Genomic DNA, 23,186 nt, shown 5'->3' on the forward strand with positions numbered 1-23,186 from the left:
CATTGCATCTTAAAATTCAGAAGAAAACTTTTTAACGTGCCTCTTATAGGCCTCCACTCCTATATCGGAAATCATTACCTGTTTTTTTATGCTTCAACCCATAAACGACAAAAAAGATTCTTTGCGCAATAAGCGCAAAGAATCTTGATCGAACCACTACGATAACAGCGGCTAACAATGTTAATCGATGATTATGCAAAAAACGTAATTATAGCTCTGAAATTTCATGTTTCTTTTTCAGGATAGTCCAGCGACGCTCAATCTCCTGCTCAAAGGTAGCCAGCGTAGCCTCCTCCTTGAGAAGATGCTTCGTTTTACCCATTAATTTCAACCATTCAGCAGCTGGAATCCGTTTCCCCTTGTCTTCCGGATTGTACGTAATCGTCGTACTGCCTTGCTCTATTTCGTACAAAGGAAAGAAACAGGACTCGACTGCGGCGCCCACAATGCTGGTGCCCAGTCTGTCTTCGGATTTCCAATTCAGCGGGCAGGCGCACAGGATCTTACCATAGGCCGTACCCACGTTGTTCGCATACCATTGAGCCTTGGCTGCTTTGCGCAGCATATCCTGCGGATGACTTTCAGCTGCTGTAAAAGCATACGGAATGTTACAAGCAGCCATGATTTGCACGGTATCCTTGTGATGTCCTTGCTTTCCTTTTTGCATTTTCCCTACACCCGACGTACTAGTCATGTGACCAACCGGAGTGGAGTACGATTGCTGTGAACCTGTATTCATGTACCCTTCGTTATCATATTCCAGCATGATCAGCTTATGATTACGCAGAGCCGCACCAATCGCAGAACCCATACCTATATCCATCCCACCGTCACCACTAATCATGATAAATGTCGGATCGTCCGACATTTCAATTTCATTACGGCGCTTCATTTCCATGTAAGCTTCCAGCGCTCCCGAAAGTGTAGCGGCCCCGTTTTGAAAAAGATTGTGGATCATCGGTTGTTTGTGTGATGTATATGGATACCCTGTCGTCGTCACATATACGCAGCCTGTCTGGAACAGTACGACAATATCCCCTTCAATACCTTTGAAAAACAGTTCCAGCGCAGACAATGCCCCACATCCTGGGCAAGCCCCGTGACCTGGTGTAAGACGGCGTGGTTTGGTTGTCAACGACCGCAGGGGTGGTACCTTGACTTTGAGCTTCCCAGTCGTCTCGTCCGGCGTAACCTGAATCAGGCCCGTACGGTATGCATTACCACGTGGCGGCTGCATAACTTGCGGCATCACCTTGTCCGGTGAACCCGGATTAATTCCGTAATAATCAAAGGGCTTCTCCGCTCGTCCTGCTTCTGCCGCCTCAATCGCAAGCTGGAAGAACGCCTCAGCATCTTCCGCATAAAAATCCTTGCCACCCAAGCCAAAGATACGGCTCAACACGAGTGTCCGATTCAGCGGGTCCTCCTGCAAGGCCGCCTTAATCTCATGCGTTAAATTACCGCCGTCTGCCCCATACGAGTCTGCACGTTCACCTACCAGCAGCGCCTTGACATCGCGCAATGCTTCCCGCAGTTGTGCGGCTGGGAACGGTCGGATGATATTCGGACGTATCACACCGGCTTTAATCCCGCGCGCACGGAGTTGATCCGCCACATCCTTGGCCGATTCAGCCGCCGAATTCAACAGGAATACCGCGACCTCAGCATCCTCCATTTGATACAGATCTAAAATCGGGTATTCCCGACCGGATAAAGCGGCATATTCTGCTGCTACCTGCTCATATACTCCTTCTGACAGCTTCAGTGCTTCGGACAGCTGAACATGATTATTCGTCAGGTCATCACCGTTCATATGCGCACCTACGGTAACAGGATGATCAAAATCAGTAATATTCGGATAATTTAAGTTCGGGTTAGGACCTACAAAACCGCGCACGGTCTCAGCATCTGCAAAATATTGCACTTTACGTTTTTGATGGGACGTATAAAAACCGTCATATGCAACCATTACAGGCAGCCGAACATCGCTATGCTCTGCGATTTTTAGTGCCATGATGTTCATATCATACACAGCCTGTGGTGTACTTGCCGTCAAAATGACCCAGCCTGTATTCAAACCATAGTACAGATCCGAATGATCCCCGCGAATATCCAGGGGACCACTGACAGCTCGTGTCACCAGATTCATAACCATTGGAAAACGGGTACCTGACTGAACAGGTAACTGCTCCAGCATGTACAGGAAACCTTGCGAACTAGTGGCGTTCACAACCCTCGCTCCCGCTGCGGCAGCTCCATAACAAATCCCTGCCGATCCGTGTTCTCCGTCTGCTGCAACCAGCTTAATATTATGCTGACCTCTCGTTCTCATCTGATCCAGATACTGCGCTACCTCGGTAGATGGAGTAATCGGGAAATATCCCATCATATGATAATTAATCTGCGCAGCCGCCGTAGCTGCCATTTCATTACCGGATTCGAACGTTGTCACTTGCGCGGCGCCTGTCTGTTTGAGTTCTTCCTCCAGTTTTGCCATTACGCACGCCCTCCTTCATATGCCGGAAATTGGTGGGCAACTCGATTCTGTTCCGCCCATCCCCATTGTTCGCGACGCGAGCTTAATGCCCCCGATGGGCAAATATCTACACATTTCAGACATCCTTTGCAATACTGGTAATCAATCCCTTGCAAAAATGGCATCATTCTTCCGCGTTTGTCAGCTTGCTCTTCCCATACAAAACAGTAATCCGGGCAAATCGAATCACACTTGGCACAATGGGTACATTTATCAGCTTCATAGTCAGGCACATACCCCTGACGTGAACCACTAACATCTCTCGTCATGCTGTTTCCCTGAGTCGCAATAACGCCCCCCAGTAGTTGGGTTTCGTATCCCAGCAATGGCTGCGGACGTTCAAAAACCCGATCCTCTGCGCCATCAGTAACTGGATATACGTGCAGTTCCATTTCCTCATAACCACGGTTAAACGTACGCAGATTAGGTTCCACTAACAGCGGATTTTTCTTTTCAAAGGTACTGCGTATAACCGATCTCATCGCTTCCGGGTCCAGGAAATCACAGACACGGAACAAGGCACCGAGCATGGACGTATTTAGTTTGGTTCGCTCTTCCAGTGCGATGCCCATCGCATCCACCACCGCAAGTGTACCGGATATCAGTCCCAAATCAGCCCGTATTTCTTCTGCTGGACGCGTGGAATTAACCACTACAATCCCATCCGCTGGCAGTCCGCTGATTACATTTACCGTTTTGTATAACGTTTCATGGAAAATGCCTACCACATGCGGTTGCTCAATCGGACTGTGATCCCGAATATCGACCTCCGGCTCACAGAAGCGGACGAAGCTTTTAACCGGAGTTCCCTTTTTTTCCGAACCGTAGGACGAAAAATTTGAAGCATTCAGCCCCAGACCAAGCACCCCGGTTTCGGCCAACATTTTGCCAGCCAGATTAGCGCCGAGTCCACCAATGGATTCCAGCCGGATTTCAAAAAATCCGAGTCGATTTGTGCGCGTTAAAATAGACAATGTGATAAGCCCCCTTCTTTTCCAATCCTTACTGAGTTTGAATACTCATATAAAATAAATGGAAAATGCATTCTTATGGAAAGGCTATCACAACACTTACTTTTCGAATGTGATCTTACGCACTGTAATGCCTACGTGATTGCGAAAATCAATAAACCGTCAAACAAAAGACAACAAAAGCCGCCCTGTCCAAAGACAGAACGGCTTAGGTGCAACGCTATTTGAGAAAGATCATGTAATTAACGGTAAAATTACACGTCAAATACTTTAACCTCTTTCATTTTGTCGCCTTGTTTTACAGCATCAATGAATTCCATACCTTTGGTTACTTTACCAAATACAGTATGTACTCCATCTAAATGTGGTTGTGGAGCGTAGCAGATAAAGAATTGGCTGCCACCTGTGTTGCGACCTGCATGAGCCATGGACAGAACGCCTTTGGCATGCTTTGTTGTATTCGTAGCTGTTTCACAGTCAATCGTGTAACCAGGACCGCCTGTACCGTTACCGATTGGACAACCACCTTGAGCAACAAAGCCCGGAATGACACGGTGGAAGCTCAAACCGTTGTAGTAACCGCTGTTTGCCAGCTTTTCAAAGTTAGCAACGGTGTTTGGAGCTTCTTCTGGGAAAAAGTCAATTTCGACGATACCGCCGTTTTCAAGATCTATTCTACCTTTTTTCATTGTTTGTATCTCCTTTTCAACCTGTTTTGAGAACTAAATAACATCAAGTTCCAGTTTACTATGAATTGCCGCGCTTAGCAAAGTCTTGTCCAAAAAAAAGAGCCATTGCCCCCGGTGTATTATTACCGACTCAATGGCCTGCTTGATCTTACAATTCTAAAATCAGGACGAAACGGTAATCTTGGCGTTGGGCTGAACCACCGTACTAGCTTGATCACGAATCAAGCGCTGTGGCACAACATCGTTACGTACGATATCTTCGTAGGTTTCCCGACGCACTACCAACTCGGCCTCACCGTTGTTGACAAATACAACTGCTGGTCGACGTATTCGGTTATAATTACTCGCCATGGAGTAATTGTAGGCTCCGGTTGAGGCAACAGCGAGCAAATCGCCGCTATTTATACGAGGCAGCTCTACATCCCAAATAAGCATATCGCCACTTTCACAGCATTTGCCCGCAATGGACACCGTCTCTTCGTTCGTATCCTGCGCTCGATTAGCCAGCATCGCTTCATACTTCGCCTGATACAGTGCAGGGCGTGGATTATCTGTCATCCCGCCATCTACCGAGACATATTTGCGTACCTGCGGGATATCCTTGATGCTTCCTACCGTATATAAGGTCGTGCCTGAATCGCCTACAATACTGCGTCCTGGCTCAATCCAAATTTCTGGAAGTTCATCGTAAAGTCCTGAAAAATAAGTTTTCACCGCTTCGCCGATAGCCTGTACATAGGTGGATACTTTCAGTGGAGTGTCCTCTTCTGTGTAGCGAATGCCAAATCCCCCACCCAGATTAATCACTTTGAAAGAAAACTGAAGCTGTTCCTTAATTTCTCTGGAAAAAGCTGCAACCCGTTCAGCAGCCATTTGGAAGCCATTCACTTCGAATATTTGCGAACCGATATGAGAATGTACCCCCAGCAGGTTAAGATGATCCAGCTTGATAGCCTGTTCCACTGCTTGGCGTGCTGTACCGTTACCAATGTCAAAGCCAAATTTCGAATCTTCTTGACCTGTGGCCATATATTCATGCGTATGCGCCTCAACCCCTGGTGTAACCCGCAGTAAGATATTCACCTGCTGTTCTTTCTCGGAGGCAAGGGCCTGCAACAAATGCAACTCCATTTCGCTATCGACGACGAAGCAGCCAATTTGCGCATCTAACGCCATTTCAATTTCTTCTGGTGTTTTGTTATTGCCGTGGAAATGGATTCGCTCTGCCGGGAACCCTGCTTGTAGCGCAGTAAACAATTCTCCACTGGAAACTACGTCAAGCGACATCCCTTCTTCAGCAGCTAAAGCGCACATCGCCATAACACAAAACGCTTTGCTTGCATAAGCAACTTGAAACTTCAATCCGGTTTCACGAAAAGCTTCTATGAATTCCCGGCAGCGCCGGCGGACTAACTGTTCGTCAACAATATATAGCGGCGTGCCAAAACGCTCTTTCAAAAGCGTTGTATCACAACCGCCGATCTCCAAATGTCCATTGCTGTTAATTTTACTGCTTCCATGCAAATACATGTTCTGGCGCCTCCCTTTCTGGAACAAGCTAGTCATATTCCATCGAATGTTTACACCAGTATAGCAAAAAAAACATCAAGAACAATGGATTTTTATGCAGATCATTTATATTAATGCTCCTGTCCATTGCCTGAGTTCGAATCTGTGTCGGCATCCGTATGGGGCATACGCGTATTGTCCCTCGTTTTGTTAGATGACGGGCGGTTAGGTGCATCTAGTACAGGCATACGGAACAAGATGGAAGCTAACGCTTTGGCATTAAAAGGAATGAACGGCCACAAATACGAAGAATTATATGACCGATGCAGCGTCAGCATCAAAATGATCAGTGTCGTACCCACGACAAAGCCCGGTACGTGAAAAATTGCAACAGCAACCAGCAGGAATAGTCGAATCAGTCTATTCGCCAGCCCTAGCTCGTAGCTCGGTGTTGCGAACATTCCTATGGCAGCGACAGCCATATACAGCACGACCTCATTCACGAAAAGTCCCGTCTGAACCGCTATATCACCGACCAGAATCGCTGCGATCAAGCCCATAGCGGAAGCCAGTGGTGTCGGAGTATGCACAGCCGCCATTCGCATAAGATCGACCCCTAGTTCTACAATGATAAACTGGGCAATCAGCGGAAGATGTGCTTCCTTTTGAGGACCAATAAAATCGAGAAAAGCTGGTTTTAATTCGGGATTGATAACCATTAGCAGCCACATGGGAAGCAGAAACATCGAGGCAAATATGCCTAAAAAACGTACCCAGCGCAAATAGCTTCCCATAAAAGCGGTTTGCCGATTCTCTTCTGCATGCTGACACAAGTCAAAAAAAGTGGTAGGCAAGATCATCACGCTGGGTGAGGTATCGACGAAAATAACGAGCCTTCCTTCCATAATATGCGAAGCCACGACATCTGGTCGCTCCGAATATCGTACTAATGGATATGGATTCCAACCTTTATTGATAATCGTCTCCTCTAATTGCTTATCAGCCAGAGGAATACCATCCAAATTAACATTTTTAATTTTGTCTCGTACAGTATCAACCATCACCTTATCCACAATATCGTCAATGTAGCCCAAACATACGTCTGTTCGGGTTCGACGTCCGACCTGCATAGCCTCAAATTTAAGTCCTGGGTCCCGCAAACGTCGGCGCACCAAACCTACATTTGTAAGCATTGTTTCAGTAAACCCGTCACGGGCACCGCGCACAACCCGCTCCAAAGAAGGTTCCTCCGGACTACGCACCGGATAATTACGAGTATCCAGAATAAGGGAAAAACGTTCGCCTTCCATGAAAAAGGCACTCATCCCTGTCAGCACCTTGTTAATGACGACAGACATCTTATCTGTCTTCTCCACCTGAATATGTGGAATAAAATTTTCGAAATACGCTTGTAGTCCATCCGAAGAGAGATTATCCGGCGTCAGATAGGTGAGCCGCTTTAGCACTTCAAGCATGATCTGATCCTTCGCAAAGGTATTTAGGAACAGATATCCGGTATGACGCCCACCCAGTGTCATTTCCCTGAATACAACATCAAAGGTCTCCCCCAAACCTAATACTGTTTCAAGTGTATTCTTATTATCCTTCATCCTCGGCGATATATCATCTTCGGCCTGCCAGTAGCGAACGGACTCCTCTACGTTATCAGACCGCTCACTCTCTTTTTTGTGTTTAAAACGTGCAGATTCCTGCGCCTGCTTTTCCTGCCATGGACTCAACTCTTCTCCGTCAGTATGATATTCCTTTCCGATTCCCCCGTCTTCTTGATGTTGCTCTTGACCCGCTCTGTGATCCATATTCCTTGCCCCCTTCGCTTTCGTTGTTAACGGTTGTATACAAACCAGTCAAATAAGGAACCCGTCACCTTCCCAAGCACCATTGCCATTAATAGGCCGAGCATATACACGGTCATGTGGAGTCGCTTGGCGAGTATAGGCAGGAGATTCAATACCTCCGTTAAAGCCGCGGCGAGCAAGCCAATAAACACTCCGCAAAATAACCCAGGTATCCATGTAAATATGCCCGGTAGTGGCAAGCAAATGTTCCAAAAATCGACCACAGTTCCCAGTACCGAACCTACAATCATTGCCTTTTCGTATGCACGTGATTTTTTATACGTACGGGTGAGTTGTGCTAATCGCGGCATGATATCCAGCACAATAAAAAAAGCAATTACACCGCTACCCACCGCAAGGCCCCCAGCAATACCTAAAATAATCTGAAGTGCAGCCTGTACAAATATCATGGTTTCTTATCCTTTGTCTGCAGACGGGCCATCTTTTCATATTCCTCTGCCACAACATACTGATCCACATTTTCCTGGTACAGATACATCTCCACCTCCAGCGGCGTCGGCTCCTCGTTCCAATTTTTCTTGAACAAGTGATTAAAAAATACGATCATGCCAAAGCCGATGCCGATCGAGTAAGCAATTTGAAACAGGTACGGATGCTCATCCTTACGTCCCGTAATCATCTCTACAATCCGAACCTGTACCTCCATCATGCTAACGTCGGCATGAAAATTCATAATTGTCAGCGCAGAGCCAAAAAACAGAAGCACCCATACCAAAACAAACAGTATTTTGGACGGCTTACGGGGTTTCTCCACGAGTTCCACAAGTACATGTGGCTTCCCGAGAGATTCAACTACGACCCCCGGAATATGATCTCTAATTTTTGCTATGATCTGCAGCATGTCTATCAGTATCAGATTACCGTCCTGGTGCTGCGGCCGCTTGAGAACAAGCTCAAGCAGATCCTTTTCCCATTCAGGATTAGTCAGCAGATGGGCTACATCACCCAAATGTAAATCCTGCCCTTGTATCATGCGGACACGGCTGCGGAGCCGCAAGTAGACAATAGGAGCTACTGTAGGAGCCGGACTATGAGTCATCCGATCCCCTCCTTATCCTCGTAATTATCGATTAGTATGGAACGAAGCAAGGAAACCTATTCTGTGTATTGTCCTTTATCCCACGCAAAAAAGAGTACCCCTGGCCATTAAAATGGCTTTGGAATACCCTTTAGAAATACGTCAGCATAAGGATTTCACTAAGATCCTGGCTGTTATTATTGGGCAATCTGATCGCGGATCAGTTGTAAAATCTTTTTTTCCAGCCGTGATACCTGTACCTGAGAAATACCAAGCCGACTTGCAACCTCTGATTGAGTCTGATCCCGGTAATAGCGCAAGTACACAATCAACCGCTCCCGCTCAGATAGTCCGCCAATGGCCTCATTGAGTGCCAGCTTGTCGAACCATCTTTCCTGTGATTCGTCAGCAATCTGATCCATAAGTGTAATCGGATCACCGTCATTTTCGAACACCGTTTCGTGAATGGAGGTAGGCGGCTTATTAGCCTCCTGCGCAAAAACAACATCCTCCGGTGTCACTCCCAGCTCATCAGCAACTTCCTTGACTGTAGGCAGACGGTTGAGCCGTTTGGATAGCTCGTCTTTCATTTTGCGGACCTTATTGGCCGTTTCCTTCAAGGAACGGCTAACTTTGAGTGTACCGTCATCACGCAGGAACCGTTGAATCTCACCGATAATCATTGGTACTGCATATGTTGAAAATTTGACTTCGTAGCTGAGATCGAATTTATCCACCGATTTTAACAAGCCGATGCAACCAATTTGAAAAAGATCGTCAGGTTCATACCCCCGGTTCATAAAGCGCTGCACGACAGACCAGACGAGCCGGATATTACTATTGACCAGTGTCTCACGAGCCTCATTATCACCGGATTGACTCAGTGCAATAAGCCGCTTGACTTCCGCATCCTCCAAATAGCTGTGCGAAGTTTTTTTTCCTCCTGCTTCCATAGGATCAACTCCTAATTATATAAAGCTTTCTTGGATTCAATCCTTTTCTTCATCCGGACCGACGTGCCTCCGCCCGGCTCACTGACTGCTTCAAACTCATCCATGAAATTTTCCATAATCGTAAAGCCCATGCCGGAGCGTTCCAATTCAGGTTTGGACGTATATAGAGGTTGCTTGGCAAGTTCCAGATCCTCAATTCCTCGGCCTGCGTCCTCAACAACCAACGTAATCACGTCCGCTTCAATCCCGACTTTGATCGTTACGACACCTGACGGATCGCTGTCATAACCGTGAATTATACTGTTTGTCACTGCTTCAGACACCACGGTTTTCAAATCGCTTAGCTCATCCATTGTGGGATCAAGCCTGGAAATAAATGCCGCGACAGCCACACGAGCAAATGCCTCATTCTCCGATTTGGCAGCAAACTGCAAGCTCATGAAATTGTTACCCGTGCCTTCTCTCATGACACTACCTCCAGTTCCGTGAGCGCATTTCCCTCGTTGTCATATATGGGCATGATTTTGAACAGCCCTGACATATCCAGCAGTCGGTGTACTGGCGGATTGACATCACAGACTGCCATTTTTCCGCCCTTTTGCTTGATCAGTTTGTACCGCCCCAAGATAACGCCAAGGCCGGAGCTATCCATAAACTGAAGATTCTTCAGGCTGAGCACAATATGCTCGCATTGCCGGCGCTGAATCGCCTCATCCATTTGCATACGGACCATGTCCGACGTATGGTGATCAAGCTCACCAGACAGCCTTACAATCAGTACCCCCCGGTGATGCTCCATTTCAATTTGCAGGTTCATGCTTACTCACTCTCCTCCCGGTCTTGGACAAGGATTTCTACGTAGCCGCAGACGATTCCTGCCCTCCGACAAAACTAGAAGAAAACCCCGTAAAATCTACAAAGAAAATAGGTTCGACATGGTACGTTTAAACAATTTCCACCATCCGGCCTTTTCGATAGCCACAGGCGAAGTGATATTAAACTCCTTGAGTCGTTGTCCATCCTGATAGACGACCAGCTTACCGACTGGGTCACCAGCCCGGACAGGAGCTTTGAGGCTTGGGGCCAGTTGCAATTCATGACGCAACGTTTGTTTGTTGCCACCTTTTTTCACCAACACACTGTAAGAACGGTCAGCCTGAATTTTCAGCTCTGGCAATACGCCTTTTTCAACTTTTACGCTGCCCAGCAATTCACCCGGCTTGTATATAGATTTCATTGTATATTGAGAAAATGCATAGTCGAACATGGAAGATACTTCATTGTTGCGTATCTTCGTATTTGGCTCCCCGAGCACAACAGCTACGACACGCAAGCCATCACGCTTCGCAGTAGCGGAAAGACAGAACTTTGCTTCTGCCGTATAGCCTGTTTTCAGCCCGTCTGCTCCAGTATAGAAACGGACAAGTTTATTCGTATTCACCAGCCAAAAGGGTTTGACTGAGGATTTGCGCAAATAGTCCTGATAGGCTCCCGTATATTTCGTAATTTGCGGGTATTTCAACAACTCCCGGCTCATAACCGCAATATCATGCGCAGAAGAATAGTGATTTTCTACGGGTAAACCGTTGCAATTGGCAAAATGCGTATCCTTGAGCCCGAGTTGCTTCACCTTGGCGTTCATCATCTCAACAAATGCCTGCTCAGACCCTGCAATTTTCTCAGCCATTGCCACAGAGGCGTCGTTGCCGGAAGCCATCGCAATTCCCTTCAGCATCTCATCGACCGTCATTTCTTCTCCCGGCTCCAAGAAAATTTGCGAGCCCCCCATTGAAGACGCATATTCGCTGGCTCGAACTTTATCGGTCAGCTTGAGCTTGCCATCCTGAATGGCCTCCATTGTCAGCAACATCGTCATAATCTTGGTGATGCTCGCTGGAGGAAGCTTTTCACGACTGTTTTTTTCATAGATGACTGTGCCCGTATCTGCATCCATCAGGATCGCCGAGAGAGCCTCGGGAGCTAGCTCAGCCGCTGATCCCTTTTTGGTTTTGCTTTCAGGTATGCTTTCTTCGGCCCAACCGCCGACAGGGACGGCAGTCAAGGCTACCAGGCAAGCCAGGATGAACGCCACCACTTTTTTCTTCACAATCGGTTCCCTCCTCAACATATTGGCGTAAAGCACCGGAGCCCATTTACTTAACCCTCCGGCCTATTCGCGTGCTGCTAACCATTGTCGTCAGAATGAAAGAAAAATATTCCATATGGATAAAAACATCAAATAGCACCAAGCTGAGTCAGCATGGTGCGCATTTTCCAATATATAAAATGACAGAACAGCTATCGTCTATGAAATAATTGTTTAAATTCGGCTAACGGTGAGATATGTGATTCCTCCACCCGGTAGAATATCCATTGTATTTTGACTAAACACCCGTATATCAATAAAAGAATTCGCTTCCAGTCTAAGTTCCATTGCTCCATTCAATGCACTATAGTTCAGTCCGCCAATTACCCTATCATCGAGATAAGCATAGGCTGAACTCCCGGCTACTTGTTCATCATTCAGATGAAGTGCCAGCCGTGTGCGGTTGCCGTCCACTTGGGGATCGGTCGAAATGTAGACTTGTATTCTGTATTTCCCAGCTCGCTTGGCTCGCCATCGGCTATTCACCGCATCGAATTCGATCAGCTCATCATGGTTGATTTGATTGAACTTCACCTTCTGCCAGCTACCTGCGGGGAGATTTTGCCTCGATCCCAGGTAGGCTTTAACAAAGGTTTCGTCCAAATGCTCAATCCCGTTGTTCGAGTATTTCTCGACCAGCAGCAAAGCCTGCCCTGTCCCATTATTCTCGTCATAACGATTATTGCTATAGCTAAAATCCAAATGTGAGCGAAGTGTCACCTGCTGTGTGGAAGAGCTACCAGAGAAAGAAATAAGCTGCTTTAGATTACGAGGATACCCTCCCACCTCGTCCACCAAAACTTTTTTGCCAATGACCACATCCACAAAATAGTTACATACGGATTGGGTGTCATCGAATTTGTCCGCTATCGCTAAAATGGAGTCACGCAAGGCCACATTTTTTGTTTCTTTGGTAGCACCAATTTGAATAAAAGAAGGCACTGTCATCTTATGCTCTCTGCTTAGTCCCTCAAACCAGCAGCCTATAAATTCAGCGTTCATAAAATCATTAATTAGAATGGGAATATCATTGGAACTTCCATCCTTAATGTACTGGCTAGCTAAAAATCTGGCCCCGTTGGAGCTATTCAGATCCAATGCCGTATCGTTCCCCAATGTAAAAAGCGCTATGCTAGTAAACTGTGAACTTCTATTCTGCAAGTGAATCCCTGTTTTATTGTAATTAATCTCCGTGCATTTAAATAAATTCACATCACTTTCGTAGCCCCAAAAAGCCGTTTCAAAATGCTCAATTAGGACGTTATCCAGGGCAACTCCGCCGCCCTTCCAATCCTGAATACCCAAAGTACCTTTGCCATAATATCCTCGCTTCACTGACTGCGAAAACGGATTATTTAATGTGGCTCTGTCAGCCCCCTCGTACCGGATCGATAAGTCATGAAACTGCACATTTTGAAATCCGCTAAACGATGGTAGACTTTCATCTCCAATTTGAAAACAAGGACCCGTACCATAATATTCAATCGACGTAACACCTTTGCCTTGTCGGTATCTGCCCTTATGAATGCCAAAAATGCGCACACCCTGCTTGCGAATCTGTAGGGTAGAGGTTATTTTGTATCGTCCACTGGGGATGTGAAGAATGGAATAATCGGGGGTCTTATTAATCAATTCCTGTAAAGCTGCCGTGTCATCCTGAATACCATCACCAGCAGCTCCAAACCAACTTACGTTTACACTGCGTTCAATGAATTCTTTTTCAATGGTTTTAAAATTTTCATTTAATTGCTGCGGTGTTAAGTCTTTGCCTGTACCACTCAAATTCAACTTCAAACGGTCTGTAAAATGATCCGCCACCCGAACACCCCCATGTTTAAAAACGTAAAAAGTTCCTTTTTAACCAAGCCGAAGAATTCTTCATTTTCTTAGCATGGACTGAGTATATGCACAATAGGGCTTGCTCTAGGCTTGAGAAAAATGAAAATAAATATTTTATTATTATTGTACAAGAAGATACGTTTTGTATATTATAGATACATAATGTATCTAGGCGGTGAAATCGTGAAACATGTACTTACAGTAGCTGGTTTACTGGCTTTTTCGATTCCTTATGCTTGTCAGGGTTTGTCCCCCAGAGTTATCACGATTTCCCTGCTTATCCTGTTGTTCAGCTATACCATGCTACTACCTTCACTCAAGTCATTGATCGCAACCTTAGCCGACAATCCATTGCTTACTTTACTCATGCTGTACATCGCTGCCTCCTGTTTATGGGCTGAACAAGAGCAGACCTCTTCCTTGCTGATGGTTCTCAAATTTCTTGCCTTCTCTACCTTTGGACTCTATTTGGTCACCCATTATACAACACAGGGCTGCATTCGCCTCTTAGTCGTTACGTTAAGTATTTTGAGCATACTCAATCTACTCGCCGTTTTGCTCGTTCCCTCCTTTGCTATTCATGGTGGCGTAGAACATACTGGGCTATGGAAGGGCATCTCTGGTCATAAAAATACACTTGGAACTCTCTCTCTGTTAAGTTTTGTTTCACATGTTATTTACTTTTTCAGGGGTAAACATAAAGTTTTGCATATTGGCTTCATCTTACTCAATGCCTTATTGCTCATCGAGTGCCAATCTACCACCTCTTTGGTACTGACATCTTCGCTCTTCGTATTTATATTGTTTATATTGCTATTCAAGAGAATCCGAAGCATTGCATTACGCGGTTTCTTCATTAGCTGTTCCTGCTTGTTCGTTCTTTTGGGTTTGGTATTCATCTTTACTTATGGAGATGCGATTGCGTCGGAATTTGGAAAAACAACGACCTTAACTGGAAGAACGGAAATCTGGCAGGGGATTGGTGGTGCTATTCAGAGCCATTACTGGTTCGGACATGGTTACGGCTCCTACTGGGCAGCCCGGCCCAGTATCTATGCGAACGGAATTCGATTTGATCTGACAAGCAGCCATAGCGGTTTCCGAGATCTATGGATCGATGTGGGCCTTACAGGACTACTGGCAACAATTACAATCGCCATAACCACTTTATTTAAATTCAGAATTGGTAAAGCAGATATGTATACATGGTTGACGGCAGCGGTTTTTTTCTTGTTTATCATATTGAACAATATAACGGACAGTCGTTTCCTGAACTCGCTATCCATTTACTGGATTATTTTCATGGTTATTGTGATTAAGGTGCAAGAACGACATAAACTGGCTGTAGCAGAAAAAACGAATTCAACTGCATTGAGCACACAGTCTCTTCATTAGGAGATCATCCTCAGCTCAACCGCTGTATGTGAAAAAGAACCCCGTAGCCACGCCAACAAGAGGCGTTCGGATACGGGGTTCTTGGGGTATATGTCCACCGCTTCGGTTGAACATATACCCAATCTACATTTGTGGAATAATCGCTAGCACTAGTTTTAAAAATTGCTCACGTACCTTCTCTGCCGTCTCCATCACTTCACCATGGGACAAAGGCTGATCCAGAATGCCTGCGGCCATATTCGTGATACAGGAGAAGCCCAGTACCTCAATACCTGCATGACGGGCTACAATAACCTCAGATACGGTCGACATACCCACCGCATCTGCGCCCAGTGTACGCAGCATGACGATTTCAGCAGGCGTTTCATAGTTAGGTCCCAGCAATCCAGCATATACACCTTCTTGCAGGCTGAAGCCCTGTTGATTAGCCGTTTGCTTAGCAATTTCACGCAAGCGGCGGCTGTACGCCTCCGACATGTCTGGAAAACGAACACCCAGACCAGCATCGTTCGGTCCGATCAATGGATTTTGTCCTGTCAGATTAAGATGATCCGAGATGACCATCAGATCGCCTGCTTCGTAGGAAGTGTTTACACCACCTGCTGCATTCGTCACCAGCAGACTTTGAATCCCCAATTGCTTCATCACCCGAACTGGGAAAGCCGTCAGCTGCGGGCCATAGCCCTCATACATATGAAAGCGCCCTTTCATCATGACGACAGCGCGACCTTCAATCGTGCCTAACAGTAATTCTCCCTCGTGACCTTCTACCGTCGATACAGGAAAATGGGGAATATCCTGATAAGGAATACTAATTCCATCCTGAATTAAATCGGCCAGAATACCGAGACCTGATCCCAGAATAAGACCAATCTCTGGACGAATCCCGCTCTTGGCAAGGATATAATCTGCTGCTTCCTGAATCGTAGCTTGGTTGGTTGTTGACATTAATATCTCTCCTGACTTGAACAATCGTAAAGTTATAGTCATTATCACATTTTCTATGATAGCAAAGTATCGTTACGTTCGATCTTTGCTTTCATGAGAAGTGCGGTTACCGCCGTGCGGGTGATGCTTCTCATATACTTCCTTCATATTCCGTCTTGCCGTCTGCGCATATACCTGCGTCGTTGACAGGTCAGCATGACCCAGCATTTCCTGTACAGAGCGTAAGTCTGCTCCGCCCTCCAGCATATGTACCGCAAAGGAATGCCGCAGCGTGTGGGGGGTGATATCCTCGCTAATGCCTGCTTCCTGGCCGTACTTCTTAATCATTTTCCAGAAGCCCTGTCTACTGAGACGCTGTCCGGATACGTTCAGGAACATGGCTTCCTGCTCTACCTGAGCTTCTTCACCCTGCCCGGATTTCAGCAATAATAGACGCTGCTCGTCCATGTAGGCTTGTGCCCACTGTGATGCCTCACGGCTGATCGGTACAACACGCTCCTTGCCTGCCTCGCCGCCACAGTGCACAAAGCGCAGATCGGTGCGCACATCACGCACGTTTAGGGCAATCAGCTCCGATACGCGAATGCCCGTCGCATATAGCAGCTCCAGCATCGCCTTGTCTCGCACCCCTTGCGGGGCAGTCACATCCGGTGCGGCCAGCAAACGCTCTATCTCATCCTGCGTCAGCACCGAGGGCTTCTTTTTAGTCGCTTTAGGCAGCTCCAGCAGAACGGACGGATCATGGATCGTAATTCCCTCCCGAATAAGAAAATGAAAAAAGGAGCGAATGGAGGCGACGCTACGTGATATCGTCGCCGCAGCTTTTCCCTGTTCCTTCAAACGGCCCAAATACAGTACCAGATGTGACCGTTGAACGTTATCCGGCTTCTCAATTCCACAGCTTTCTGCGAACTCGACAAACTGCTGTACGTCTCGTTGATACGCTTCCAAAGTGCTGCGCGACAAACCCTTTTCCTCTTCAATATATTGAGCGAAAGGTTGAATGTACATTTTCATGAGTTCCAAAAGTCTCCTTGTTCTGCATACAGCGGTTCAGTCTCAGCGTCTGCTTCTTCGTGTGCTGCCTTCATTTCATAAGCTCATCAAGACCGATTACTTAGACTATTCACCATACCAGTAAAAGAAACGTAAACGTTCCAACACTGCTATTCGATGCTCGGACCCTTCATTTACTTTTTGTCCGCCAAATACCTTAACTGCATGTCCTTCCGGTATTCGGTAATGATCTACAGGTGTTATCCAATCTGTAAACAGCCTGAGGCTAAAAAAGAACATACATACCAGCACTCCGAACAAGATTACCAAACGCAGCCATTTTAGTCCTCTCCGCAACGATAGTACCATGTAAATCAGCCGCCTTTTCCCCAGAATATAGTCCCTATTAGGACTCTCTATGGAAGGGTATGACAAGCTATTCCTTTTTATACCGCTTAATCCCGAACAACAGATTCCGAACCAAAAAAGCTCTCCCGAACGCATCTTCGTCGGTGAGAGCTTGGGTAGTCAGCTTTTAGTCCTGAGATTTGTTTTTTCTGGATTTGCCCAAGGTTTTCTGAGCGGTCGTATCGTTCTTCGCCTTACAACGATAACAAATACCGTGGAAGTCCAAACGATGATCCACTACGGTAAAATTATATTCCCGTTCCAGGCGCTCCTCCAATGGTCCAAGCCAATCTTCCAGTATTTCATCTACACTGCCACACTGCACACATATCAAATGGTGATGGTGATGTTTGGTTGTATCGCCGCGCAAATCATAACGCGCAACGCCATCACCAAAATTAATTTTCTCCACGACATGCAGTTCACTTAGCAGTTCTAGGGTACGGTATACGGTTGCCAGACCGATTTCGGGAGCTTTCTCTTTGACGAGCATAAATACATCTTCCGCACTCAGATGATCATCTTCGTTCTCAAGTAAAACTCTGACGGTGGCTTCCCGCTGAGGCGTTAGTTTGTAGCCCTGGGATTGCAGCTGCTGCTTAATTTTTTCGATCCGTGCTTCCATGTGTCTCCCTCCCCCTGCAAAGCTACTGCCTACTGCACTTTTTTCACTCCTATTATTATAGGGGGTCTATACAAATAAAGTCAAACATTTTGAAACGGATCAAGATGACACGGAAGCTGTCAGCATAGGAGTGACCCATTGCATCATAACCGGGGTGATCCAAGTTTCAAAGGACGCGCTACCAATAAGAAGCACCATCATCACAGCAGTCAATCCTGCGTAAGACAGCAACGGACGCAGCATTCCGTCTGACGGCCGGGTAGCGAGTATTTTGGTTTTGATCATATGGATGGAAAAAGTCATCGCAGCCACGCTGCAGACGAGCAGTACCGGAATCACGAGCAGGTTATGGGGAGCAACTGAAACCAAAGAAAATAGCAGTCCTTTCCACGAATATTGCCCCACCATATAACCTACTGAAAATCCGATTAGCACACCCTTGAGGAAATTCAATACAAGAATGCCCGGCAGACCAATAACCGAAAGGCCACACACCCAAATTAGGCCGACCCATTTCAGATGTAAAGATACGCTATCCCAAAAGGTCGAGGCCGCCTGCGAATCAGCGAAGCCCTGTTCGTTTTGATTGACCGTTACAAAAAAATCCTTCAGGTAACGGGACAAATCCTGTAACTGCTCCAGCGAGAGTGCGTTTACCATAAGTGCACCAAAGACGACTCCCACCATAAACAGCACAGCCAAGAAAACATAATACGGCGTCTGATCCTTTAACGTATGACGAAACCATTGCATAGGCGTCCTGCCCCTTTCATCTGCTTGTTTGTCCAAAAAACAACCGTAATCCGACGGCTGATGGCAAGAAATGGGGCAGCTTTCGCTGCAGATCAAACATCACGAATGATGTGCCAAGCCAGCGGCATAGATAATTTATGGTTATGAACAAGCAGACGCTGATATGCCTTTAGAGGGACAAGACTTTACTAGGACTTAGCTATTTTGCCGTATGTTCCACCACCACCGGACACAAGCGACAGTCGCCCCTCGCGTGAAAGCACAATTTGCTCTGCTAGCACTTTTCCGACGACTGCTGCTAAATCCTCCTGTGTAACCTCATGTAAAATATTCATTTCTGTTCCAAATGCAGCCAATAGCTGGTTCAGCTTGGCTTTGCCCAGACCTGGAATAAACTCCAGTGGAATCTGGTAAATGTACGGCGGACGATGAGATGGAATCATGGGTTGCTCACGGTCGGCAATGCTCCATATTCGATCCAGCACACCACGCACCAGCTTGGTATGACCACAGTCAGGACAACGTTCATCCGCCATCTGTTGCTCGTCAATAATCGTACCGCAGCTTTGACAGTAAGACCGATGGTATTTGCCCAGTTTCGGATTTAATCCGTAGTTGGCACGCACCCGTCGTCCTTCCCGCCGCTCCAAAGCCATTCTGAATTCATCAAAACACGGCTTCGCCAGTGATAATTTGTTGTATTCTCGTCCGATTTTCCCAAGTGAATGGGCATCTGAATTCGTGAGAAAGCTGAAGCGATCCAGTTCCGAAATCAAACCGGCCATAGATGAATCTGCGCTCAACCCCAGCTCCACCCCACTGATGAGGTCCATATCCAGCAGTTCCTCCATACGAGCCGCTGAACTGCCGTATATACCCTTATGAGGAGTAAAGACGTGTGCAGGCACCATAATGCCTCCACGTCCGTAAATTTGCTGCTGCAATTCGCGTGGCGGTGCATAGATTCGTTGTGAGCTAAGATTAACATTTTTCATATGCCGGGCCAGCCATTGGGTAAAATCCTCCATCGCCGCCAGATCTGGAAAATAGGCCAGTACGTGCGCCTCAGGACGACCTTCAGCACGTATTTCCAGCTCCGTGCCAAGGAGAATAACCGTATCCCGGTATGCGATACCGCCGCCGCTGATTTCCTTCATTTCACCCGTATGTAAATAGGTACGAATATCCTCCTGTACATTAGGTGCATGGCAGTCAATGATACCAATCAGCCCAATTCCTTTGCGACCGGAGGCTTCCTTAGCTATGTTGGCAAAGGTCAGATCGCGGCTGCCACTAATTTTGACCGGATTTCCCTTCTCTGTTCTACCAATATGAATATGCAAGTCTGCAAAGTAGTCGTTAAGTTCTACTCTATTTTCATCCATCCGCTTAGAAGCTCCCTGTATGTTGGCGGAGTTGCCATGCATAGACGGCCAAAATCGTTTTAGCATCACTAATCCGTCCTTCACGAATGAGCGTCTGTGCTTCTTCCAGCGTCACCTCAAACAACTCCAGAAATTCATCCTCATCCGGTTCCATCTCACCTAACTCCAGTTCTTCGGCCACATACAGATGAATGATTTCATCCGCAAAGCCAGGAGAGGTATAAAAGGAGTGTAGCAGCTTCAACGACTTGGCAGTATAACCTGTCTCTTCTCTCAGCTCACGCCCCGCTGCTTCCATCGGGTCTTCACCCCGCTCTAGCTTACCTGCAGGAATTTCTACCTCACAGCGCCCCATCGCCTGTCTGTACTGGTCCACGACCAGCATTTTCCCTTCATGTAGAGCCAAAACAGCCACCGCACCTGGATGCTTTACGATCTCACGCTTGCCAGTGGAGCCGTCGGGAAGCTCTACCGTATCTACCTGTAATGTAATGACCTTTCCCTCAAAGATAGGCTGTGTGGACACGGTCTTTTCCTCCAGCGCAGGATTGGAATAAGGCTTGCGATGTGCATCGTTTGTTGGATTGTTCAATTGTCCGTTCGTTTGCTCGTTCATCGGTAAGTTTCCTCCTTCATATCTATCTTTCTTTATTAATTATCACCAAAGTTAGTCTAACTTGTCCACTTTGTACATATGCTGGTGGTAGAATAACAAACTTCCTGTCCTGAGGAGATGCAGAAATGAAAAGCTACCGTACTGAAAGCACCCTCCATATCGTTGGTAAAGCCTGGCAGATTCAAGCACTCTTGCGTCAATGGCAAAAGGAACATGGCCCTACAGCCACCATCGCTTCGCTAGCTGTTCCAAAAAAGGTTCAGGTCTAAAGACGAAGGAACGCTGTTCCTGTCTTTAACCTGAACCTTTTTTCAGTATGTTGCAAGTGTATAATACAAATTTATTTTGTGGTTTCTTGAATCAGAGCTACAACAACTTCAGCAACCTTCACCAGGTCATCGGCTTTGATCTTTTCCTCTGTTGTATGGATGTTCTGGTAGCCCACAGCCAAATTCACCGTTGGAATTCCAAGCCCGTTGAACACATTAGCATCTGAGCCACCACCGGAATGAAAGGTTGGCGTTGCCAGTCCCAGTCCTTGAATTGCACGCTGTGCAACCTGTACAACTTCATCATGCTCCGTAAAGCTGAAAGCCGGATAGATGACTTCACTGCGGAACTCTCCCTGTGCACCAAATTCGCGTGTGGTGGTTTCCAGCGCTTCACGCATATGCTGGATTTGATGATTAACCTTTTCCTGCACAATACTACGTGCCTCTGCACGGATCAATACAAAATCGCATACCACATTCGTCGCGCCGCCGCCCTCGAAACTGCCGATGTTAGCGGTCGTTTCCTTATCAATCCGTCCAAGTTTCATTTTAGAAATTGCTTTAGAAGCGACCTGAATGGCACTAATGCCATCTTCGGGATTTACCCCCGCATGAGCAGACTTCCCAGTTATCTTCATTTCAATACGTGCCTGCGTTGGGGCAGCTATACAAATAGAGCCGACCTCACCATTTGAATCCAAAGCATATCCGAAATCAGAATCTAGCACTTCCGGCTTCATCGCCCGTGCACCCATCAATCCAGATTCCTCGCCAGCCGTAATCACGAACTGGATTTGACCATGGGGAATATTCTGCTCGCGCACGACACGAATCGCCTCGAACAAAGCAGCAATTCCCGCCTTGTCGTCAGACCCCAGAATCGTTGAACCGTCACTACGAATCCAGCCATCCTCACCCAACTGCGGCTTAATGCCTTTACCCGGAGTAACGGTATCCATGTGGCAGGTAAAAAATAATTTGGGTGCTTGCTCTACACCTTCCGCTTTCCAGGTGACGATCAGATTGCCTGAACCATGTCCAGTTCTTTCGCGAGAATCGTCTTCCATTACTTCCAGCCCGAGTGCATTAAACTTTTCTTTTAGAACGCGTGATATTTCCTGCTCATTTTTCGTTTCGCTATCCACCTGTACGAGTTCCATAAATTCCTGTATGATTCGGTCTTTTACTACTTTTACTGTCATTTAAACTTTCCTCTCTTTCCCGATTACGCTACAATACGGATAGATGTTCTTATCTATGACTTAAACCTATCTTAAAGGAGTTACACATGTCGAACAAAAAATGGGTTCGTTTTTTCGTCTACATTATGCTCGCAGCTATGGTTGGTTCTACGCTGTTCATGGTAATTGAGCCGTTTATTATGCCACTATAATAACTATACCGCTCAAGGTATCCGGCTGCTCTAAGGCACTATTGAAGCCTTGAGTGGACGAGCTGTTACGTAAAGCAAACAGGCGGGCTTCCGTGTAGATACACAATAGCCCGCCTTACTTTATTGGAAAGAATGCGTTTGCCAATGCGCAACAAATGAAAATTGCTGTTCAAAGTACGGTACAATTTCCTTCGCAATCTGCTCCACCGACATAGGCTTCTGTATGCAGTCCTCCAATGATGTCACACCGTATTCCTGAATTCCGCACGGGACAATGCCCTCAAAGCCCTCATGCTGTATCCCTGATTTGATGTTAAAGGCAAAGCCATGGCTGGTTACGAAGCCCCGACGGTGCTTACACTTGTTGAATTTGACGCCAATGGCCGCAATTTTAAGATTCCCGATCCATACCCCCGTATATTCAGGCTTACGGCTCCCCTCAACTCCATAAGATGCCAACAACCGGATGATCACTTCTTCCAGACTTCGAAGATATCCGTGCAAATTCAAAGCCTCCCCGTTGCCGAGCATAAGTAGAGGATATCCGACAAGCTGCCCCGGCCCATGATATGTAATGTCTCCCCCACGGTCAATCTGAAAGACGCTGATTCCCTGCTCCTTCAGTTGCTCTGGTGTGAGGAGCAAATGTTCAGGATGCCGCTGAGAACCAATCGTGTAGGTCGGTGGATGCTGGAGAAGCATAAGCGTTTCTCTTGCCTCTCCCGCATCCAGCTTTCCCACAATCTCCTTCTGGACATCCCATGCATGGGCATATTCCATCCTATTCGTATAGGTTACATCAAGCGGTCGTCTGTTCACGGCCTGTCACTTCCTCTCCGTACATTTCCCCCACTGTT

Annotated in this window: 24 protein-coding genes; 3 read left to right on the forward strand and 21 right to left on the reverse strand. The window is 46.8% G+C overall.

Annotation, left to right across the window (positions count from 1 at the left end; all coding sequences use genetic code 11):
* Positions 1–208: 208 nt before the first annotated feature.
* The 12 genes from T3H97_RS15175 to T3H97_RS15230 form a co-directional block, all read right to left on the reverse strand.
* Positions 209–2,497 (reverse strand): thiamine pyrophosphate-dependent enzyme, encoded by a 2,289-nt coding sequence (locus T3H97_RS15175; protein ID WP_328800156.1) that lies wholly within the window; start codon positions 2,495–2,497, stop codon positions 209–211.
* Positions 2,497–3,510 carry a 2-oxoacid:acceptor oxidoreductase family protein gene (locus T3H97_RS15180; protein WP_103048708.1) on the reverse strand — a complete coding sequence of 338 codons (1,014 nt, stop codon included), beginning with the start codon at positions 3,508–3,510 and terminating at the stop codon, positions 2,497–2,499. Before T3H97_RS15180 ends, T3H97_RS15175 begins: the two co-directional genes overlap by 1 nt.
* Positions 3,511–3,761: 251 nt before the next feature.
* Positions 3,762–4,196, reverse strand: coding sequence for a peptidylprolyl isomerase (locus T3H97_RS15185; protein ID WP_013310775.1), 435 nt, complete (start codon positions 4,194–4,196; stop codon positions 3,762–3,764).
* 162 nt (positions 4,197–4,358) lie between these two features.
* Positions 4,359–5,726 carry a diaminopimelate decarboxylase gene (gene lysA / locus T3H97_RS15190; protein ID WP_103048707.1) on the reverse strand — a complete coding sequence of 456 codons (1,368 nt, stop codon included), beginning with the start codon at positions 5,724–5,726 and terminating at the stop codon, positions 4,359–4,361.
* 110 nt (positions 5,727–5,836) lie between these two features.
* Positions 5,837–7,522: a spore germination protein gene (locus T3H97_RS15195; protein WP_103048706.1), complete on the reverse strand. Its 1,686-nt coding sequence runs from the start codon at positions 7,520–7,522 to the stop codon at positions 5,837–5,839.
* A gap of 26 nt (positions 7,523–7,548) precedes the next feature.
* Positions 7,549–7,971, reverse strand: a complete 423-nt coding sequence (locus tag T3H97_RS15200) for a stage V sporulation protein AB (protein ID WP_023989211.1) — start codon at positions 7,969–7,971, stop codon at positions 7,549–7,551.
* On the reverse strand, positions 7,968–8,621 hold the full coding sequence (locus tag T3H97_RS15205; RefSeq protein ID WP_025723046.1) for a stage V sporulation protein AA: 654 nt from the start codon (positions 8,619–8,621) through the stop codon (positions 7,968–7,970). The genes T3H97_RS15200 and T3H97_RS15205 overlap by 4 nt, the downstream gene beginning before the upstream one ends.
* Before the next feature lie 176 nt (positions 8,622–8,797).
* Positions 8,798–9,553 carry an RNA polymerase sporulation sigma factor SigF gene (gene sigF, locus T3H97_RS15210; RefSeq protein WP_023989213.1) on the reverse strand — a complete coding sequence of 252 codons (756 nt, stop codon included), beginning with the start codon at positions 9,551–9,553 and terminating at the stop codon, positions 8,798–8,800.
* Between the two features lie 11 nt (positions 9,554–9,564).
* A complete protein-coding gene (spoIIAB, locus tag T3H97_RS15215) occupies positions 9,565–10,020 on the reverse strand; it encodes an anti-sigma F factor (RefSeq protein ID WP_013310781.1) in 456 nt (151 codons plus the stop codon).
* A complete protein-coding gene (gene spoIIAA, locus T3H97_RS15220; RefSeq protein WP_013310782.1) occupies positions 10,017–10,370 on the reverse strand; it encodes an anti-sigma F factor antagonist in 354 nt (117 codons plus the stop codon). Before spoIIAA ends, spoIIAB begins: the two co-directional genes overlap by 4 nt.
* A gap of 96 nt (positions 10,371–10,466) precedes the next feature.
* Positions 10,467–11,660 (reverse strand): D-alanyl-D-alanine carboxypeptidase family protein, encoded by a 1,194-nt coding sequence (locus T3H97_RS15225; RefSeq protein WP_328800157.1) that lies wholly within the window; start codon positions 11,658–11,660, stop codon positions 10,467–10,469.
* Between the two features lie 213 nt (positions 11,661–11,873).
* Positions 11,874–13,517 (reverse strand): glycosyl hydrolase family 28-related protein, encoded by a 1,644-nt coding sequence (locus T3H97_RS15230; protein ID WP_328800158.1) that lies wholly within the window; start codon positions 13,515–13,517, stop codon positions 11,874–11,876.
* Positions 13,518–13,721: 204 nt separating this feature from the next.
* Here T3H97_RS15230 and T3H97_RS15235 point away from each other — a divergent pair, with 204 nt between their 5' ends.
* Complete coding sequence (locus T3H97_RS15235; protein ID WP_328800159.1) at positions 13,722–14,933, forward strand: O-antigen ligase family protein; 1,212 nt, start codon at positions 13,722–13,724, stop codon at positions 14,931–14,933.
* Positions 14,934–15,056: 123 nt separating this feature from the next.
* Here the strand turns inward: T3H97_RS15235 and T3H97_RS15240 are convergent, their stop codons facing one another.
* The 7 genes from T3H97_RS15240 to T3H97_RS15270 all read right to left on the reverse strand — a co-directional run bounded on the left by T3H97_RS15240 (position 15,057) and on the right by T3H97_RS15270 (position 20,664).
* Positions 15,057–15,881: a purine-nucleoside phosphorylase gene (locus T3H97_RS15240; RefSeq protein WP_103048703.1), complete on the reverse strand. Its 825-nt coding sequence runs from the start codon at positions 15,879–15,881 to the stop codon at positions 15,057–15,059.
* 72 nt (positions 15,882–15,953) lie between these two features.
* A complete protein-coding gene (gene xerD, locus T3H97_RS15245) occupies positions 15,954–16,898 on the reverse strand; it encodes a site-specific tyrosine recombinase XerD (RefSeq protein ID WP_328800160.1) in 945 nt (314 codons plus the stop codon).
* 105 nt (positions 16,899–17,003) lie between these two features.
* Positions 17,004–17,246, reverse strand: a complete 243-nt coding sequence (locus tag T3H97_RS15250; RefSeq protein ID WP_328800161.1) for a YqzK family protein — start codon at positions 17,244–17,246, stop codon at positions 17,004–17,006.
* Between the two features lie 166 nt (positions 17,247–17,412).
* Positions 17,413–17,910, reverse strand: coding sequence for a ferric iron uptake transcriptional regulator (gene fur / locus T3H97_RS15255; protein WP_103048701.1), 498 nt, complete (start codon positions 17,908–17,910; stop codon positions 17,413–17,415).
* A gap of 99 nt (positions 17,911–18,009) precedes the next feature.
* The gene (spoIIM, locus tag T3H97_RS15260; RefSeq protein ID WP_328800162.1) at positions 18,010–18,663 is read right to left on the reverse strand and encodes a stage II sporulation protein M; all 654 of its coding nucleotides are present in this window, start codon (positions 18,661–18,663) and stop codon (positions 18,010–18,012) included.
* A gap of 188 nt (positions 18,664–18,851) precedes the next feature.
* Positions 18,852–20,048, reverse strand: a complete 1,197-nt coding sequence (locus T3H97_RS15265; RefSeq protein ID WP_328800163.1) for an endonuclease Q family protein — start codon at positions 20,046–20,048, stop codon at positions 18,852–18,854.
* A gap of 4 nt (positions 20,049–20,052) precedes the next feature.
* The gene (locus T3H97_RS15270) at positions 20,053–20,664 is read right to left on the reverse strand and encodes an NUDIX domain-containing protein (protein WP_028540610.1); all 612 of its coding nucleotides are present in this window, start codon (positions 20,662–20,664) and stop codon (positions 20,053–20,055) included.
* Positions 20,665–20,789: 125 nt separating this feature from the next.
* Here T3H97_RS15270 and mciZ point away from each other — a divergent pair, with 125 nt between their 5' ends.
* Positions 20,790–20,933, forward strand: a complete 144-nt coding sequence (gene mciZ / locus T3H97_RS15275; protein ID WP_076159536.1) for a Z-ring formation inhibitor MciZ — start codon at positions 20,790–20,792, stop codon at positions 20,931–20,933.
* 71 nt (positions 20,934–21,004) lie between these two features.
* On the opposite strand, the gene T3H97_RS15280 is transcribed toward mciZ, so the two are convergent.
* Positions 21,005–22,138 (reverse strand): tripeptidase T, encoded by a 1,134-nt coding sequence (locus T3H97_RS15280; RefSeq protein ID WP_328800164.1) that lies wholly within the window; start codon positions 22,136–22,138, stop codon positions 21,005–21,007.
* Between the two features lie 86 nt (positions 22,139–22,224).
* Here T3H97_RS15280 and prli42 point away from each other — a divergent pair, with 86 nt between their 5' ends.
* Positions 22,225–22,329, forward strand: coding sequence for a stressosome-associated protein Prli42 (gene prli42, locus T3H97_RS15285; protein ID WP_328800165.1), 105 nt, complete (start codon positions 22,225–22,227; stop codon positions 22,327–22,329).
* A gap of 120 nt (positions 22,330–22,449) precedes the next feature.
* Here prli42 and lipB read toward each other — a convergent pair whose 3' ends face one another.
* On the reverse strand, positions 22,450–23,148 hold the full coding sequence (gene lipB / locus T3H97_RS15290) for a lipoyl(octanoyl) transferase LipB (protein WP_328800166.1): 699 nt from the start codon (positions 23,146–23,148) through the stop codon (positions 22,450–22,452).
* Positions 23,149–23,186 lie beyond the last annotated feature (38 nt).

The sequence above is a fragment of the Paenibacillus sp. LX16 genome (assembly GCF_036252815.1).
Taxonomy (GTDB): domain Bacteria; phylum Bacillota; class Bacilli; order Paenibacillales; family Paenibacillaceae; genus Paenibacillus; species Paenibacillus polymyxa_B.

Bases quoted from the DNA above. Each gene is read 5' to 3' on its own strand.
- spoIIAB (WP_013310781.1), bottom strand. From the start codon at position 10,020: ATGAGAGAAGGCACGGGTAACAATTTCATGAGCTTGCAGTTTGCTGCC.
- T3H97_RS15195 (WP_103048706.1), bottom strand. From the start codon at position 7,522: ATGGATCACAGAGCGGGTCAAGAGCAACATCAAGAAGACGGGGGAATC.
- T3H97_RS15185 (WP_013310775.1), bottom strand. From the start codon at position 4,196: ATGAAAAAAGGTAGAATAGATCTTGAAAACGGCGGTATCGTCGAAATT.
- T3H97_RS15250 (WP_328800161.1), bottom strand. From the start codon at position 17,246: ATGGTACTATCGTTGCGGAGAGGACTAAAATGGCTGCGTTTGGTAATC.
- xerD (WP_328800160.1), bottom strand. From the start codon at position 16,898: ATGAAAATGTACATTCAACCTTTCGCTCAATATATTGAAGAGGAAAAG.
- T3H97_RS15205 (WP_025723046.1), bottom strand. From the start codon at position 8,621: ATGACTCATAGTCCGGCTCCTACAGTAGCTCCTATTGTCTACTTGCGG.
- mciZ (WP_076159536.1), top strand. From the start codon at position 20,790: ATGAAAAGCTACCGTACTGAAAGCACCCTCCATATCGTTGGTAAAGCC.
- sigF (WP_023989213.1), bottom strand. From the start codon at position 9,553: ATGGAAGCAGGAGGAAAAAAAACTTCGCACAGCTATTTGGAGGATGCG.
- T3H97_RS15265 (WP_328800163.1), bottom strand. From the start codon at position 20,048: ATGGATGAAAATAGAGTAGAACTTAACGACTACTTTGCAGACTTGCAT.
- T3H97_RS15270 (WP_028540610.1), bottom strand. From the start codon at position 20,664: ATGAACGAGCAAACGAACGGACAATTGAACAATCCAACAAACGATGCA.
- T3H97_RS15175 (WP_328800156.1), bottom strand. From the start codon at position 2,497: ATGGCAAAACTGGAGGAAGAACTCAAACAGACAGGCGCCGCGCAAGTG.
- lysA (WP_103048707.1), bottom strand. From the start codon at position 5,726: ATGTATTTGCATGGAAGCAGTAAAATTAACAGCAATGGACATTTGGAG.
- prli42 (WP_328800165.1), top strand. From the start codon at position 22,225: ATGTCGAACAAAAAATGGGTTCGTTTTTTCGTCTACATTATGCTCGCA.
- fur (WP_103048701.1), bottom strand. From the start codon at position 17,910: ATGGAAGCACGGATCGAAAAAATTAAGCAGCAGCTGCAATCCCAGGGC.
- spoIIM (WP_328800162.1), bottom strand. From the start codon at position 18,663: ATGCAATGGTTTCGTCATACGTTAAAGGATCAGACGCCGTATTATGTT.
- T3H97_RS15240 (WP_103048703.1), bottom strand. From the start codon at position 15,881: ATGTCAACAACCAACCAAGCTACGATTCAGGAAGCAGCAGATTATATC.
- T3H97_RS15280 (WP_328800164.1), bottom strand. From the start codon at position 22,138: ATGACAGTAAAAGTAGTAAAAGACCGAATCATACAGGAATTTATGGAA.
- T3H97_RS15200 (WP_023989211.1), bottom strand. From the start codon at position 7,971: ATGATATTTGTACAGGCTGCACTTCAGATTATTTTAGGTATTGCTGGG.
- spoIIAA (WP_013310782.1), bottom strand. From the start codon at position 10,370: ATGAACCTGCAAATTGAAATGGAGCATCACCGGGGGGTACTGATTGTA.